General features: G+C 62.9%; 16 protein-coding genes. 7 read left to right on the top strand and 9 right to left on the bottom strand.

Annotation, left to right across the window (positions count from 1 at the left end):
- Positions 1–47: 47 nt before the first annotated feature.
- Both AC3WK8_RS12545 and AC3WK8_RS12540 read right to left on the bottom strand, forming a co-directional pair.
- On the bottom strand, positions 48–341 hold the full coding sequence (locus AC3WK8_RS12545; RefSeq protein ID WP_007931378.1) for a hypothetical protein: 294 nt from the start codon (positions 339–341) through the stop codon (positions 48–50).
- Between the two features lie 56 nt (positions 342–397).
- Positions 398–1,003 carry an arylesterase gene (locus tag AC3WK8_RS12540; RefSeq protein WP_103324912.1) on the bottom strand — a complete coding sequence of 202 codons (606 nt, stop codon included), beginning with the start codon at positions 1,001–1,003 and terminating at the stop codon, positions 398–400.
- Positions 1,004–1,013: 10 nt separating this feature from the next.
- Here AC3WK8_RS12540 and AC3WK8_RS12535 point away from each other — a divergent pair, with 10 nt between their 5' ends.
- Positions 1,014–1,697 (top strand): ABC transporter ATP-binding protein, encoded by a 684-nt coding sequence (locus AC3WK8_RS12535; RefSeq protein ID WP_031320263.1) that lies wholly within the window; start codon positions 1,014–1,016, stop codon positions 1,695–1,697.
- Complete coding sequence (locus tag AC3WK8_RS12530; protein WP_103324911.1) at positions 1,697–4,207, top strand: ABC transporter permease; 2,511 nt, start codon at positions 1,697–1,699, stop codon at positions 4,205–4,207. Before AC3WK8_RS12535 ends, AC3WK8_RS12530 begins: the two co-directional genes overlap by 1 nt.
- A 24-nt stretch (positions 4,208–4,231) precedes the next feature.
- On the opposite strand, the gene greB is transcribed toward AC3WK8_RS12530, so the two are convergent.
- A complete protein-coding gene (gene greB, locus AC3WK8_RS12525; RefSeq protein WP_031320264.1) occupies positions 4,232–4,705 on the bottom strand; it encodes a transcription elongation factor GreB in 474 nt (157 codons plus the stop codon).
- Positions 4,706–5,000: 295 nt separating this feature from the next.
- Between greB and AC3WK8_RS12520 the strand changes: the two genes are divergently transcribed.
- Entirely contained in the window at positions 5,001–5,630 is a 630-nt protein-coding gene (locus AC3WK8_RS12520; protein WP_085596756.1) for a response regulator transcription factor, read from the top strand.
- Between the two features lie 86 nt (positions 5,631–5,716).
- On the opposite strand, the gene AC3WK8_RS12515 is transcribed toward AC3WK8_RS12520, so the two are convergent.
- The 3 genes from AC3WK8_RS12515 to AC3WK8_RS12505 form a co-directional block, all read right to left on the bottom strand.
- Positions 5,717–6,025 (bottom strand): hypothetical protein, encoded by a 309-nt coding sequence (locus AC3WK8_RS12515; RefSeq protein WP_085596884.1) that lies wholly within the window; start codon positions 6,023–6,025, stop codon positions 5,717–5,719.
- Between the two features lie 298 nt (positions 6,026–6,323).
- A complete protein-coding gene (locus tag AC3WK8_RS12510; RefSeq protein WP_103324910.1) occupies positions 6,324–6,758 on the bottom strand; it encodes a DoxX family protein in 435 nt (144 codons plus the stop codon).
- Positions 6,759–6,858: 100 nt separating this feature from the next.
- Positions 6,859–8,280: an MltF family protein gene (locus tag AC3WK8_RS12505; RefSeq protein WP_103324909.1), complete on the bottom strand. Its 1,422-nt coding sequence runs from the start codon at positions 8,278–8,280 to the stop codon at positions 6,859–6,861.
- A 235-nt stretch (positions 8,281–8,515) separates the two neighbouring features.
- Here AC3WK8_RS12505 and AC3WK8_RS12500 point away from each other — a divergent pair, with 235 nt between their 5' ends.
- The 3 genes from AC3WK8_RS12500 (at position 8,516) to AC3WK8_RS12490 (ending at position 11,413) form a co-directional block, all read left to right on the top strand.
- On the top strand, positions 8,516–9,322 hold the full coding sequence (locus tag AC3WK8_RS12500; protein ID WP_022640094.1) for a TatD family hydrolase: 807 nt from the start codon (positions 8,516–8,518) through the stop codon (positions 9,320–9,322).
- 85 nt (positions 9,323–9,407) lie between these two features.
- Positions 9,408–10,889: a methyl-accepting chemotaxis protein gene (locus AC3WK8_RS12495; RefSeq protein WP_103324908.1), complete on the top strand. Its 1,482-nt coding sequence runs from the start codon at positions 9,408–9,410 to the stop codon at positions 10,887–10,889.
- A 161-nt stretch (positions 10,890–11,050) separates the two neighbouring features.
- The gene (locus AC3WK8_RS12490; RefSeq protein WP_103324907.1) at positions 11,051–11,413 is read left to right on the top strand and encodes a DUF962 domain-containing protein; all 363 of its coding nucleotides are present in this window, start codon (positions 11,051–11,053) and stop codon (positions 11,411–11,413) included.
- A gap of 13 nt (positions 11,414–11,426) precedes the next feature.
- Here the strand turns inward: AC3WK8_RS12490 and AC3WK8_RS12485 are convergent, their stop codons facing one another.
- From AC3WK8_RS12485 to AC3WK8_RS12475, 3 genes are all read right to left on the bottom strand, one after another.
- Entirely contained in the window at positions 11,427–12,224 is a 798-nt protein-coding gene (locus AC3WK8_RS12485; protein ID WP_022640097.1) for an acyl-CoA thioesterase, read from the bottom strand.
- Positions 12,225–12,333: 109 nt separating this feature from the next.
- Positions 12,334–13,101, bottom strand: coding sequence for a CHAD domain-containing protein (locus tag AC3WK8_RS12480; protein ID WP_103324906.1), 768 nt, complete (start codon positions 13,099–13,101; stop codon positions 12,334–12,336).
- A gap of 144 nt (positions 13,102–13,245) precedes the next feature.
- A complete protein-coding gene (locus tag AC3WK8_RS12475) occupies positions 13,246–13,524 on the bottom strand; it encodes a hypothetical protein (protein WP_022640099.1) in 279 nt (92 codons plus the stop codon).
- Between the two features lie 223 nt (positions 13,525–13,747).
- Here AC3WK8_RS12475 and AC3WK8_RS12470 point away from each other — a divergent pair, with 223 nt between their 5' ends.
- A complete protein-coding gene (locus AC3WK8_RS12470) occupies positions 13,748–14,785 on the top strand; it encodes a patatin-like phospholipase family protein (RefSeq protein ID WP_022640100.1) in 1,038 nt (345 codons plus the stop codon).
- Position 14,786: the final 1 nt, after the last annotated feature.

Genomic DNA, 14,786 nt, shown 5'->3' with positions numbered 1-14,786 from the left:
CAAGCGCACATACGCAATCCCTGCCGAAACGACCCGCTAGCGGCCGCCTACAACTCGAAGCGTAGCTCGGGCCAGATCGGCGGAGTGCCACGTTTCTGCGACTCGAGGATCGCCCGGCACAAGGGGCAGAGTCGCTGGTCCTGGAAAATCGTCCTGTCCACGCTCGACCAACGCGGTTGCGCCGGCAACAACGTGCCGCACAAGGTACGGTCGGCGGAACCGCCCAACTCCAGCTGACGCGTCACCAGATGCACCCTGACCTCCTGACAAGCGAACAGGTCAAGCTGTTCATCAGGCTCGATCAGTTGATAGGCAAACAGGGACCAGGCGGGACGCGGCATCGGGGGCTCCAAATCGGGGGCGCAACATTAGCCGAAACACCGCCACTAGAAAAGCGTCAAAGCAGCGGTTTTAGCGTCGGCCAGACATTTTCCAGCAACTTGTCCTGGGCCACTGCCGCCGGGTGCAGACCGTCCGCTTGCATCATCTGCGGGTGACCGCCGACCCCTTCGAGAAAAAACGGCACCAGGGCCACCTTCTTGTCGCTGGCCAGTTGACCATAGACCTTGGCGAAAGCCTGGGTATAACGCACGCCGTAGTTGGGTGGTAGTTGCATGCCCAGAAGCAGCACCTTGGCCCCCGCGGCCTGGGAACTGTCGATCATCGAGGCAAGATTTTGTTGCAATTGCTGGGGGGGCTGGCCTCGCAGGCCGTCATTGCCTCCGAGTTCGAGCACCACCACCTGCGGCTTATGCTCCGCAAGCAGCGCCGGCAGCCGTGCCTGGCCTCCGGCACTGGTATCACCGCTGACCGAGGCATTGATAACCCTGGCGCCGAAACCTTGGTCGTCGAGGCGCTTTTCCAACAGTGCCACCCAGCCCTGGCGGGTATCCAGGCCGAAAGCCGCACTGATACTATCGCCCACGATCAGGACCGTTCCCGCCGCTGCGTTCTGGACCATGCACATCAAGGCCAGGCCGGCACTCAAAAACCATACACGCATCGGATTCTCCATGGGCGCAAGCATTCTCACTGCGCGGAACCTTAGCAAAGTGGTTCCCAGCGCGGAAGGCGAGCTGACTATCCTCCACGAGCTCAGCCTGGAACTCGACCAGGGCGACAGCCTGGCCATCGTCGGTGCCTCGGGCTCCGGCAAGTCCACCCTGCTCGGCTTGCTGGCAGGCCTCGACCTGCCCAGTAGTGGCCAGGTCATCCTCGCCGGCCAGAGCCTCGGCCAACTGGATGAAGATCAGCGGGCCCGCGTCAGGGCCGAGCATGTAGGCTTCGTCTTCCAATCCTTCCAATTGCTCGACAGCCTCAACGCCCTGGAGAACGTCATGCTGCCCATGGAGCTGGATGGCCGCCGCGATGCTCGCGAACGCGCTACCGAGCTACTGCGCCGGGTCGGCCTGGGCCAACGCCTGAGTCACTCGCCGCGCCAGTTGTCAGGTGGAGAGCAGCAACGGGTGGCCATCGCCCGGGCATTCGCCGCCGAACCTGACGTGCTGTTCGCCGACGAACCCACCGGCAACCTCGATAGCCATACCGGAGAGCGTATCAGCGACCTGCTGTTCGAACTCAACAGGGAGAGCGGTACCACCCTGGTGCTGGTGACCCATGATGAGCGCCTGGCCCACCGTTGCCAGCGCCTGATCCGTCTCGAAGCGGGCTCGCTGGTCGCCCCCCTGGAGCCTTGATGGCACGCCTGTCCCTGTTGCGAGTCTTCAGCCTGGCCCTGCGCCAATTGCTGCGTGATTCCCGGGCCGGTGAGCTGCGGGTCCTGTTCTTCGCCTTGCTGGTGGCCGTTGCGGCGAGCACGGCCATTGGCTATTTCGGCGCCCGCCTGAACGGAGCGATGCAGTTGCGGGCCACCGAATTCCTGGGCGCCGACCTGTTGCTCGAAGGCAGCTCGCCAGCACACCCGCAACAGATCGACAGCGGGCGCGCCCTGGGCCTGGAACACGCCAGTATCGTCGAGTTCTCCAGTGTCATCGCCACGGACAACGGTATCCAGCTGTCGAGCATCAAGGCGGTGGACAGCGCCTACCCGTTGCGCGGCCAGCTCAAGAGCGCCGAAGCCCCCTATGCCAGCGAGATACCTGGCGGGACTCCCGGGCCCGGCGAAGCCTGGGTCGAGCCGCGGTTGCTGGCCGCACTTAACTTGAAGATCGGCGATAGCATCGACGTCGGCAGCAAGACCTTGCGCCTGGCCCGGGTCCTGACCTACGAGCCGGATCGTGCCGGCAACTTCTATAGCCTGACGCCCCGTGCGCTGATCAACCTTGATGACCTGCAAGCCACCGGCGTGGTCCAGCCCGGCAGCCGAGTCAGCTACAAGGAGCTCTGGCGCGGCCCTGCACCTGCCTTGGAGGCTTACCGCCAGCAGGTCAAGCCGGGGCTTCAAGCCAACCAGCGACTGCAGGATGCACGCGATGGCAACCAGCAGATCGGCGGCGCACTGGGCAAGGCCGAGCGTTACCTGAACATGGCCAGCCTGGTGGCGGTACTGCTCTCGGGAGTCGCGGTGGCGCTATCGGCCAACCGATTCGCTGCGCGCCGTTTCGATGCCAGCGCCTTGTTGCGTTGCCTGGGGCTATCGCGCCGGGAAACCCTGTTGTTGTTCACGACCCAATTGGCATTGCTCGGTCTGCTGGCCAGCCTCAGTGGCGCATTGCTGGGATGGCTGGCGCAGTTGGTGTTGTTCTACCTGCTGCACGGGCTGCTACCTGCCGATGTTCCTCCGGGAGGCCTGCTGCCGGCCATTGCCGGCATCGGTACCGGGCTGGTGGCCCTGGCCGGCTTCGCCTTGCCGCCCCTGGCAGCGCTGGGCCGCGTGCCGCCCTTGCGGGTCCTGCGTCGCGACCTGCTGCCGATCCCACCCAGCACTTGGCTGATCTATGGGGTCGCGCTGCTGGCCCTGGGTCTGATCATGTGGCGCTTGAGCCTGGATCTGATCCTGACCTTCGCCCTGCTGGGTGGCGGGCTGGTCGCCGCGCTGGCCCTGGGCGGCCTGCTATTGCTGGCGCTGCAGAGCTTGCGCCGGTTGCTGGCTCGCTCCTCCCTGCCTTGGCGCCTGGGCTTGGGCCAGTTGCTGCGCCATCCCCTGGCCGCCGCCGGGCAATCCATGGCGTTCGGCCTGATCCTGCTGTCCATGGCGCTGATCGCCCTGTTGCGGGCAGAACTGCTGGATACCTGGCAAAACCAATTACCGAAAAATGCTCCCAACTACTTCGCCCTGAATATCCTGCCAGCCGACAAGCAAGCCTTCACCGAACGCCTGCTGCAGTTGTCCGCTCCATCCGCGCCCCTGTACCCGGTGGTCCCCGGACGCTTGGTGAGCATCAATGGCGAAGCGGTGCAGCAGATCGTCACCAAGGAGTCCAGTGGCGATCGAGCGGTGCAACGCGACCTGAGCCTGACCTGGTCTGCCGAATTGCCCGCGGGCAACCAAATTACCGCAGGAAGCTGGTGGTCGTCCTCGCCCCAGGCGGATGAGGCACTGCCTGGTGTATCGGTGGAGGCCAAGGTGGCCGAAAGCCTGAAACTGAAACTGGGGGACCAGTTGACCTTTACCGTTGCCGGTGTGAATCGGCAAGCCCGGGTCACCAGCTTGCGCAGCGTCAACTGGGACAACTTCCAGCCGAACTTCTTCATGATCTTCCAACCTGGAACCCTCAAGGACCTACCAGCGACCTACCTCACCAGCTTCTACCTGAGCCCCGGGCAAGACCAGCAAGTGGTGGAGCTGTCGCGGGCCTTCCCGGCAGTGACCATTCTCCAGATCGAGGCCTTGCTGGAGCAATTGCGCAGCATCCTGGCCCAGGTCACCTTGGCGGTGGAGTATGTGCTGCTGTTCGTACTAGCGGCAGGAATGGCGGTACTACTGTCCGGTTTGCAAGCCACTCTCGACGAACGCCTGCGCCAAGGTGCACTACTGCGAGCACTGGGCGCCGAACGACGGCTGCTGGTCAAGGCACGACGGATCGAGTTCGGCCTGCTCGGGGCCATGAGCGGCCTGTTGGCGGCACTGGGTTGCGAACTGGTCAGCCTGGTGCTCTACCGCTTCGCCTTCGACCTGCCCTGGCACCCGCACCCCTGGCTGTTGCTGCTACCGCTGGCTGGTGCGGTGCTGGTGGGGGCAGCCGGGGTGTTCGGCACCCGGCGAGCGCTCAACGCCAGCCCATTGAGCGTTCTGCGCGAGGGATGAGAGCTCGCCGCTGCGGTGGCGAGCCTACTTCTGGTAGTCGATCTGGTTGATCCACCAACAGGTCTCGCCCGCCGGGGTCACGACGATGGCTTCATCTCCCACTTCCTTTTTCAGCAGGGCCCGGGCCATGGGCGAATCAATGGATATGTAGTCCTTGCGCTGGTAGATCTCGTCATAACCCACGATGCGAAAACGCTTGATCTCGGCCGCTTCGTTCTCGACTTCGACCCAAGCGCCGAAGAACACCCGGCCCTCCTGCTCCGGCGCATATCCCACTACCCGCATGTCCTCCAGACGCTTGCGTATGTAGCGCACCCGGCGATCGATTTCCCGCAGCAGTTTCTTGTTGTACTGGTAGTCGGCATTCTCACTCCGGTCCCCCAACGAAGCCGCCCAAGTGACCTTCTGCGTGATTTCCGGGCGATGTTCCCGCCACAGGTAATCCAGTTCCTGCTTGAGAGCCTCGTAACCTTCCTGCGTGATGAGCTTGGTACTCAATTGGCTTGTCATCTCCCAGCCCGGCAGGCTGCTACGTTGTTTGAATGAACCGCAAAGCACAGTCACCAGGGAGCATCGCCGCTCCGCAACTTCCGCCCTATACAACTATCAGATTTGTCCGATTTAGATCTCAGAAAAATCGACCAATCATTTGATCAAGAGGACAAAGCCTCAGACGACACGGCACCTTTTCAGCAGCGCTCTCAGTATCCCACGCCGCTCGCCAGCTGGAGCCCTCCAATTCAAGGACTCTCAAGGTGCCTCTCGATCCGCCGAAAATCAAAGGGAGCCACCGATGGGTAGCATCATCATCGTCGATGACCATCCACTGATCCGCCTGGCGCTCAGGTCGGAACTGGAAACCCGGCAGTACACCATAGTCGGCGAAACCGACAATGGCGCAGACGCCGTGCAACTGGTACGCCAACACAACCCGGACCTGCTGATCCTCGACCTGGGCATTCCCAACCTGGACGGATTTTCGGTCATCGATCACATCAGGTGTATCCAGAAGCCTCTCAAGATCCTGGTGGTCACCGCCAGTGAGTCGAAGAACTACGCCTTGCGCTGCCTTCAGGCCGGAGCTATGGGTTTCCTGAGCAAGACCGAAAACCTCCACGAACTGGGTCATGCCGTCAAAGCCATATTATCCGGCTATATCTACTTTCCCGACGACACCCTCAACCTGATGCAGCAGAACAGCCGTGCCACCGATCGGGAGAGCGTGCTTATTTCCCGTCTCAGCGATCGCGAGATCACGGTCCTGAAACTACTGGCCAATGGGCTGAACAACCAACAGATCGCCGATAACCTGCTGATCAGCCACAAGACCGTCAGCACCTACAAGATTCGGCTATTTAAGCACTTCAACATTTCCAACCTGGTAGCCCTGGCCGAGTTGGCGAAGCGCAATTCGGTGGTGTGAATGACTGCTCGCCAGTCGGACTGGAACCATCGCTGGTGAGCCCTTGGTACCGCCGACCGATACGGGTCCGACTAGAGAGAGGACGCTCAACGACGAACGATCAACCCTTGCCGGGCGACACGGGTCAACTGCTTGATGACTTCAGCGGCGTCATGCGCCTGAGGAGCGGGGATGACCGCCAAGTCGAAATTGTCACTGGCAAAACGAGCCAGGGATTCACCGTCCTCGACAAACTGGATCAGGAACGCCGCCGGTCCCGTGGAACGCCGGGGCCAGCCATCGAGATAACGCAACAAGGTAGGTTGGTGCTGACCGCTGAGGAGGATTTTCGGATTGCGCGGGGAAAGACTCGCCGTGATTGGCGCAAGACGTACAAGGGGGCGTGGTGCATTCATCGTATCGTGTCTCTGCCTCAAGTTTCTGCCGGGCAGGTGAGAGGCAACACCGAACCAGCGCTTTAGCGGTACTTCGAAGCCGGACTGGCTTCTGGCAGCAAGCTTTCGGCTTGCCTGGCGCCCCGCAAGTAGCTGTTTAAATCGGCGCATGAGCAGCATCCTAGAGAAGCTGGCCGGTCAGTGTCAAGATTCCAGCAAGACGAAAAAAGGCCTGCATCGGCAGGCCTTGGGACATTCTTGCAAGCGCTTGATCCGGGACAATCGCAGGAGCTGCGCCCACCCGGATCGAGCGCCAGGATCACTTGGCGATGGTCGCATCCAGCGAGAGTTTGCCGGCCCCTTCGATCAGCACCGCCAGGGTACCGCCCAGCAGCGCCAGGGCGAATTCGTAGCCATTGTTGGCCATGAACAAGCCATTGCTGATATGCACCGAGAAGATCGCCACCACCAGGGTGAAGGTCAGGCCCAGGGCCGCAGGACGGGCCAGCAAACCGATGATCAGCGCCAGGCCGGCGAAGAACTCGGTGCCACCCGACAGCAAGGCCATCAGGTAACCCGGGGCCAGGCCGATGCTTTCCATCCACTGGGCAGTGCCCGCCAGGCCGCCACCGCCGAACCAACCGAAGAGTTTCTGCGAACCGTGGGCCGCGAAGATGATGCCGACAAGGATGCGCACGACGGTCAGGCCATAACCTGCGCGGGTTCCCAGTACATTCTTGATCAAAGTGCTCATGCTGTGTGTCCTGTGTAAGGGGAGAAGTTGGTCGCGATATTAATCAGTTTTAATCATGTTAAAAGCGGAAATACTCCGACATAACAATCAAATTTTTCGATTATTTGCGCGATACAACTTTTCGCTCACGAGGCTCCAGGGAGTCCCGTTCGCGATCAAAGGCCAGATAGTATTTGTTGACACTATTAACATAGCTGACCGCTCCCATCCCCACCTGCTCCATGGCGATGCGCTCCACCTGGAAGAACCACTGGTTCGGGTTCAACCCGCGACGCCTGGCCTCGGTGCGCATGCCCTGGACCCGCTCCGGCCCCATGTTGTAGGCCGCCAGGATGAACGCCATCCGCTCGCGCTCATTGAGCTTGGGGCTGGCGAAGAATTTGCGACGGATCATGGCCAGGTACCTGGCTCCGGCCTGCACATTGCTGTCCACGGATTGGATATTGCTCACGCCCACCCGCTGCGCCGCCGAAGGTGTGATCTGCATCAGCCCGGTGGGACCGCCACCCCCCCTGGCACTGGGCTGAAGTGCCGATTCCTTGAAGGCCAGGGCTGCCAGGTTCAGCCAATCCATGCCCTGTTCCCCGGCATGCTTTTGCAGCACCGGTCGCAACTTCTCCAGGCGCTGGCGATCGGCCCGGGCCAGCGGGTAATGCACCTGGTACTGGCGGCGGTAGATACGCAGGAAGGCCGCATCCTGGTCCGCTGGCGTCTTGTAGGTCTTGAGGAACCGATCGATGCTCGCCCGCAACATCGAGGCATCACGCCGGACGAACCAGTGTTCCTCCCCGGGCTCGCTGATCTTCAGCTGCCGGTCCAGGCGCAACTTGCCGAGGATCTTGCCCCAGCGCTCGGCAATCGGCTGCTCGACTATGGTCAGGTGGAAGATGCCGCCCTGGACCATTTCCAGCACATCTTCCACCGCCAGGCTGGGATCGACCCACTCGACCTTGATCGGAGCCAGCTTGTGCAGGGCCAGCTTCTGGTTGATCTGGCTCACCGCCTCACCGGCAGCGCTGCCGGTGGTGAGGGTCAGGGTCTTGCCGGACAGTTGCTCGACTCGCGTATAACGCCGCTCCCCCTTGATACCCACCAGCAGCAACGGAACGTTACTGGCGATCGGATCGCTGGAGCTGACCGCATGCCCGGGCTGGGCCTCCAGCAACTCCCCTGGGGCCACCAGGTCCCCTTCTCCGCGCTGCAGGGCGCCCAGTAGCTGGTCCTTGGCCTTGGGGATGATCTTCAGGCTGATTTCCTGGCCATCGCGGGCATGGCCATTGAGGTACTGCTCGAAAGCCCGCAGGCGATGATACTCGACCCCGATGGGCTGGCCCTGGACTTCACCGGAGCTGTTGCGGCTCTGGTTGACCAGCACCCGCAGCACCCGACTGCTACGGATTTCCGCCAGGTCGCGGACCTTGCCCTTGGCCTGGACTTCCGGTGGCCCGGCCAGGCGCGCCACCGCCGGCAACGGCAGGAGCAGGGTCAGGCACAGAGCGAGCAAGATCGAGGGTCGGGTCATCCGTTCTCCGCATGGAATACTGTTCAACCCTTCGTCGTTTTCCGGGGTTGATCGCCAGAAACTAAGCGCCGTGGGCGCTGGCAAGGTGCGAAAGACAGCTGAAATGGCCGGTGCGAGCGCTGGGCCATTGCTGTTTGCGACAGCAAGAGACAGCTTCAACTCGTTGTAGTTCTTGGTTTTTCTTATTAAATCCAGAGCTCTGATATGCTTTCCGGCCGCAGGCGGAGATAGCACCATGCAACTCATCGATATCGGCGTCAACCTGACCAATCCCTGTTTTTCCGAAAAACGCCAAGCGGTTCTCGATCGTGCTTATGAAGCCGGTGTCTGCCAATTGATCGTGACCGGAACCAGCGTCGAGGGCAGCGAACAGGCCCTGGACCTGTGCCAACAACTGGATCCCGAGGGCCAGAGGCTGTTCGCCACTGCCGGCCTGCACCCCCACAGCGCCAGCGACTGGAACCCCGACAGCGCCCGGCGCCTGCGAGCCCTGCTGGGCGAATCGCGGATACGGGCGGTGGGCGAATGCGGCCTGGACTTCAACCGGGATTTCTCGCCTCGCCCGCAGCAGGAAAAGGTCCTGGAAGAGCACCTGGCCCTGGCGACCGAGTTGCAACTGCCGGTGTTCCTCCACGAACGCGATGCCAACGAGCGCCTGTTGGCTATCCTGAAAGACTTCCGGGACCGTTTGCCGGCAGCCGTGGTGCATTGTTTCACCGGTGAGCAGCGAGCGCTGTTCAGCTATCTCGACCTGGACCTACATATCGGCATCACCGGCTGGATCTGCGATGAACGCCGGGGGACCCACCTGCATCCGTTGGTACGGGAGATTCCCCGGGGCCGCCTGATGCTGGAGAGCGATGCGCCGTACCTGTTGCCACGCAGCCTGCGGCCGAAACCGAAGAATGGCCAGAATGAACCGGCCTACCTGACCGAGGTGCTGCGTGAAGTGGCCTTGCACCGCCAGGAAACACCGGAGGACCTGGCTCGCCACAGCACAGCCTGCGCCCGGGCGTTCTTCGGCCTGTCAGAAATTGCTTGATGCATATCAAGATTTTTCTTAACGCATAACGGCACAATAATGGCACCTTGCCAATACTATTCCGCTCAATCAGAGAAGACCTTCTATGGGTGCCTGGCTTAGCAATATCTCGCTGAAATACAAATTCTGGGCGGTCAATGCGGTCGCCTTCGTCACTACCTTGTTATTAGTGCTCTACGCCGTGCAGCTGGAACAACAGGCCCGTAGCCAGAGTGCCCAGGCCGCTGCCCAGGCCCAGGCACGCCTGCTCGATGCCTGGCCTGTCGACAAACCACTGCCCAGTGCCGAGAACCTGGTGTTTTTCTCCCGAGGGCAGACACCGGCCCTGAACGACCAGCCCGTCCCCGAGCTGAATGGCGCCAGCGGCTGGGTCGAACTCAACCACCTGCCGCTGTTCGGCGACAACCCGCTGTCAGGCGCTGAGGTCATAGGCCGCGCCGACGGCCGGCAAGTCGCCGTACTGGCCCATGCTCCCAGCTTCGCCCAGGTGTTCGGCGATCGCTTCACCAACTACGCAGTCGCGGTGTTCATCCTGATGTTCGCCATGCTCTGCGCTTCGCAGTTGCTGATCCGCTTTCTTCTCAGCCAGCTCAACACCCTCAAGGACGTGATGCTGCACGTTGAAAAGACCGGCGATTTATCCGCCCGGGTACCGCTGTCCTGCAAGGACGAAGTGGGCCAGATGGCCAGCGCCTTCAACGCCATGCAAGCCGGCTACCAGCGGGTGGTGAACACAGTGGCCAATACCGCGCGCCAGCTTGACCAGGGTGCCGCACGCTTGGCATCGAGCATGAACGACGTGCGCCACGGCATGCTCGGCCAGCAAAGCGAAACCGACCAGGCGGCGACGGCGATCAATGAAATGTCCGCCACCGTCTACCACATCGCCCAGCATGCCGGGGCGACCCGGGACCTGTCGCAAACCGCCGATGCCCTGGCCGGTTCCGGGCATGAGGTGGTAGGCCGGGTGCAGAAGTCCATCGCCGGGTTGTCCAACGGCGTGCAGCAGACCGCCGAGATGATCCAGAAGCTGGCCGAGGACAGCCAGAAGATCAACGGCGTGGTCAACGTTATCCACAGCATCGCCGAACAGACCAACCTGCTGGCGCTCAACGCCGCCATCGAGGCCGCACGGGCTGGCGAGATGGGCCGCGGCTTCGCCGTGGTGGCCGACGAAGTACGTAACCTGGCCAAGCGCGTGCAGACCTCCACCGATGAAATCACCAGCATGGTCTCCGCCCTGCAGGCAGGCACCCGAGACGCCGTGGACTTCATGCAGGAAAGCTCGTTCAAGGCCGATGATTGCGTGCAGCAGGCCCAGGAGGCCGGCGAAGCCCTGGCGGAAATCACCGGTGCCGTGGCGCAGATGCGCGAAAGCAATACCCAGATCGCCGTCGCGGCGGAACAGCAGAGCCAAGTGGCCGAAGAAATGAACCGGGCGGTGGTGAGCATCCGTGACGTCACCGAAAACACCGTGCAGCAGACCGTGGCCTCCGCCACGACCAGCAGCGAGCTGGCCACCCTGGCCGGCGAACTGAGCAAGGCCATCGGCCAGCTCAAGCTCTGAGCGACAAGACCTGCCAAAGGGGGCGAGCTGCTCGCCCCCGCCTCTACGCCTCCACGCCTCCACGCCTGCGCTATCGAGACGATAGCCAGCCTTGATTCGTCGCCGTGCGGCTCGCGCCCTATCCTTGGTCCATGAGTTTCCAGACACTAAGGATGAGCATCATGGGCCAACGCCACCCCAACCTCCCCGCCTGGCAATGGCGGGTCTACCCGAACAGCCACCAGCATCCGACCAACCTGGTGCTGCACCTGATCGCCGTGCCACTGTTCATCGTCGGTTTCCTGCTGATTGCCTCGGGAGTGTTTTCCCTGAGCTTGCTGAGCCTGGCCATCGGCGTGATCGGCATCCTCGCGGCCCTGGGCCTGCAACGCCACGGCCATAGCCTCGAAACCCAGGCCAGCGAGCCTTTCACCGATCGCCAGGACGCGGTCCAGCGCTTGCTGGTGGAGCAGTTCGTGACCTTTCCCCGCTTCGTCGTGAGCGGCGCCTGGTGGCGTGCCTGGTTGCAACGCCACCGGCACTGACGGCCACTGGGGCTCAGCCGAAAATGGTCACCGTCTGCCGGCTCAGGGCGACCAGCCGCCCATCGGCACTCCACAGTGCGGCAGCGGCATGCCCATAGCCGTCGCGGGCATGCTCGATCTCCACCCGATACTTGCACCAGTCCAGGGTGTCCAGCTCCAGCAGCGGCTGGACGAATTCGATGGTCCAGGTCAGGGTGCTGCCGGCGGCGGGCTTGGTCAGGTGCGGCAACAACGCCGGCGGCCAGGCATCCACCAGGGCCAGGATATGCGCTTCGGTCACCGGCTCTTCCTTGACGTCGCCCCGCAGACGCACCCAGCCCCCCATGTCCCGTGAGCGATTGCCGGTGAACGGCATGCCGCCGATGCTCCAGCGCATCGCCAGGTGGCGCATGAATTCCGGGGTCACACCCGGGATATAGGGCAGCTCCTGGCAATCGTCCCAGTGCTTCATTTCGGGTGCCGGCAAGGCCTCGACACTCACCACCGACTCCCGCGAGGCGCCGAAGCTGCCCTGCACCAACGTCACGACCTGGCCTTCCTGCATCACCCGCCCCAGGACCTGGCTGACCGCCTTGCCCTCACGTAGCACATCCACTTCGAAACTCACCGGCACCTCGGGAGCCACAGGACCGACGAAGGTCACCGCCAGGGAGCGCACCGGGCGGTCCGCCGGGACCTTGGCGCGCATCGCCTCGTACTGCAGGGCCACCACCAGACCGCCGAAGCTGGCCCGCCCCTGGGCCCATTGCGCCGGAATGGTCAGGGCCTCGGGCTGCTTGCGAACCGCTTCGAGCAAATCATAGAAACGCATGAAAACCTCTACAGGAAATGAATGAACCCAAGGATCTTAACCAGCGAGCCAAGGCTCTACAGCAACCATTCCGGCCAAAGCAGCGGACAGATAGGCCGCTGGCCGATGCTCAATGACCGAAGCAATCGCCGTACAGCTTGTCCAGCATGCGGTCGGCACGCGCCTCGGCCTTGAGCATGGTGCGCCGCCAGGTAGCCACGCAAGGCAGCAGGTCCGGCTGCTGCTCGGCCTGGGCCAGCCATTGCCAACAGTCATGCCAATCACCCAGCGCCGCCTGGGCGGCCTTGAGCCGCTTGATGGCCGGGCCAGGCAAACGGTCCAGTTCAGGATAGGACTCGGCGGCATAACGCACCCGCTTGATCAGCAAGCGCAGGCGATGGCGGTCGTGGGCCGGATCCTCCAGTGCCTGGCCCAGGGCCTGCCACTGCTTGCCCAGGCGCTTCTCGATGCGCGGGCGCAAGCCGCCCAGCAACTCCTGGCGCTGGGCGGCCCTGAGAAATCGCGGGAATGCATCCAGCACCATGGCCAGGCGCGCCAGCTCAGGCCCCGCCGCCACGGCAGGATACTCCTGGGCCAGCAGTACAGTGCGGCGGTCGCCGGCGGCATGCTGGCCATGCTGATGCAGGTAGGCCGCCAGGACTTCGCGATCCCGGATCGGCGTGGTCACGCGCCCTACTTGCGCACCGGCCTGCTCCAGCTGCTCGACTCCCGGCAAGCCGCGCAACGGCCGCAACAGGCTGCGCAAGCGCCGTACCCCGACACGCAGGTCATGCAGCGCCTCGGCGTCCGTCGCGGCTGCCAGGCGCGCCTGGCAGGCCAGCAAGTTCACGTCCAGGCTCAGGATCCGAGCCACCAATCGATCAACCAGGGCAGACATCAAGGATTCCCCAACACAACTCAACCAACCCGGTGCCGTCTCGTCCGGCCCCGGAATGAAATCGCGGGCCGGTGACCGGCATTACGTCCGGCCCGCGGCCCGCGATCTTCGATTTTGCCGGCTTAGCGTAGCGCTTGTCGCCTTTCAACGTCCGGCACGTGATTCGCGAATATAGAAACGCGCCTTCTCGGCCTTGTTGGTGCAGCCTTCGAAGGCTTCGAACTGCTGCTGGGTCTTGGCGCCCGTCAGCAGCGACAGCGCCTTGGAGTAGCTCACGGTGCCGGCGAAACCCTCGGCCTTGGCCAGGTCCAGCTCACGCCAGGCGGCATCCAGCTGGGTACCGCAGCTGTCACGGTAGGCGGTCTTGCCTGCGCAACCGGTCAGAACCAATGCAATCAGGGGCAAGCAGATCCAGGCTTTCATCAATGACACCTCAAGAATGGGAATACAGTCGTACGGGTTAAGACGGTGGCGGTGAAGAAAAGTGCCAAGGCCACCTCCAGGAAAATATAGCCGCAGGCGCCGTGGCGCGAGGCTCGACGTCAGTCCGCGACGCCGTGCCGAGGCGCATTCCCGGGCCAGCCGCGATTGAACCTCGGGGCGCTAAGGGTGCATTGTGGCAGCCTGCTTGGCGAAAGGACGAATCATGAAAAAACGTGTCGCACTGGTCCTCGGTTCGGGAGGTGCCCGTGGGTACGCCCATATCGGGGTCATCGAGGAAATCGAAAAACGCGGTTACGAGATTGCCTGCATCGCCGGCTGCTCGATGGGGGCGGTGGTGGGCGGCATCTATGCGGCAGGCAAACTCGACCAGTACCGGGAATGGATCGAGAGCCTGGACTATCTGGATGTGCTGCGCCTGGTGGATGTGAGCTTCCGCCTGGGGGCGATTCGCGGCGAGAAGGTCTTCGGCCAGATTCGCAAGATCGTCGGTGACATCAACATCGAGGACCTGCGCATCCCCTACACCGCAGTGGCGACCGACCTGACCAACCAACAGGAAATCTGGTTCCAGGAAGGCTGCCTGCACCAGGCCATGCGCGCCTCGGCGGCGATCCCCAGCCTGTTCACCCCGGTGATGCAGGGCAATCGCATGCTGGTGGATGGCGGCCTGCTCAACCCGCTGCCGATCGTTCCGGTGGTGTCCAGCCACTGCGACCTGATCATCGCGGTCAATCTCAACTCCACCAACCAGCGGCACTATCAGTTGCCGGTGATCCAGCGCCCCCCAGCCTTCAAGAGCCGCTTCGACAGCCTGATCAACTCGCTGGGCTCGCGCCTGCCATTCCGGCGCAAGCAGGCCGAGCAACTGTTGCTGCTGGAGCAAGAGGCGTTCAGGAGCGATGCGGCGCAGATCAATCCCTGGGTCGAAGGCGCCGAACCTGAGTCCCAGCAGCCCGCCGCGGCCCCGGAAACCGACGGTGCCCCAAGGTCGGCCAGCGGCTCGTTCATCGTCGATAACGTCGGCCCCGCCTCGCTGCTGGACCTGGTCAACCAGAGCTTCGAGGTCATGCAGACCTCCCTGGCCCAGTACAAGATCGCCGGCTACCCGCCGGATATCCTGGTGAACGTACCCAAGCGGGTGTGCCGCTTCTTCGAGTTCTACAAGGCGCCGGAACTGATCGCCCTGGGTCGGGAAATCGCCAGCGACACCCTCGACCGCTACGAACAGGAGCAGCCCTAGC

The organism is Pseudomonas sp. FW507-12TSA (genome assembly GCF_058781435.1).
The sequence above is the reverse complement of the archived record's forward strand: the minus strand, read 5'-3'. Positions and strand labels throughout refer to the sequence as shown.

Bases quoted from the DNA above. Each gene is read 5' to 3' on its own strand.
- AC3WK8_RS12545 (WP_007931378.1), bottom strand. From the start codon at position 341: ATGCCGCGTCCCGCCTGGTCCCTGTTTGCCTATCAACTGATCGAGCCT.
- AC3WK8_RS12540 (WP_103324912.1), bottom strand. From the start codon at position 1,003: ATGCGTGTATGGTTTTTGAGTGCCGGCCTGGCCTTGATGTGCATGGTC.
- AC3WK8_RS12535 (WP_031320263.1), top strand. From the start codon at position 1,014: ATGGGCGCAAGCATTCTCACTGCGCGGAACCTTAGCAAAGTGGTTCCC.
- AC3WK8_RS12530 (WP_103324911.1), top strand. From the start codon at position 1,697: ATGGCACGCCTGTCCCTGTTGCGAGTCTTCAGCCTGGCCCTGCGCCAA.
- AC3WK8_RS12520 (WP_085596756.1), top strand. From the start codon at position 5,001: ATGGGTAGCATCATCATCGTCGATGACCATCCACTGATCCGCCTGGCG.
- AC3WK8_RS12515 (WP_085596884.1), bottom strand. From the start codon at position 6,025: ATGAATGCACCACGCCCCCTTGTACGTCTTGCGCCAATCACGGCGAGT.
- AC3WK8_RS12510 (WP_103324910.1), bottom strand. From the start codon at position 6,758: ATGAGCACTTTGATCAAGAATGTACTGGGAACCCGCGCAGGTTATGGC.
- AC3WK8_RS12505 (WP_103324909.1), bottom strand. From the start codon at position 8,280: ATGACCCGACCCTCGATCTTGCTCGCTCTGTGCCTGACCCTGCTCCTG.
- AC3WK8_RS12500 (WP_022640094.1), top strand. From the start codon at position 8,516: ATGCAACTCATCGATATCGGCGTCAACCTGACCAATCCCTGTTTTTCC.
- AC3WK8_RS12495 (WP_103324908.1), top strand. From the start codon at position 9,408: ATGGGTGCCTGGCTTAGCAATATCTCGCTGAAATACAAATTCTGGGCG.
- AC3WK8_RS12490 (WP_103324907.1), top strand. From the start codon at position 11,051: ATGGGCCAACGCCACCCCAACCTCCCCGCCTGGCAATGGCGGGTCTAC.
- AC3WK8_RS12485 (WP_022640097.1), bottom strand. From the start codon at position 12,224: ATGCGTTTCTATGATTTGCTCGAAGCGGTTCGCAAGCAGCCCGAGGCC.
- AC3WK8_RS12480 (WP_103324906.1), bottom strand. From the start codon at position 13,101: ATGTCTGCCCTGGTTGATCGATTGGTGGCTCGGATCCTGAGCCTGGAC.
- AC3WK8_RS12475 (WP_022640099.1), bottom strand. From the start codon at position 13,524: ATGAAAGCCTGGATCTGCTTGCCCCTGATTGCATTGGTTCTGACCGGT.
- AC3WK8_RS12470 (WP_022640100.1), top strand. From the start codon at position 13,748: ATGAAAAAACGTGTCGCACTGGTCCTCGGTTCGGGAGGTGCCCGTGGG.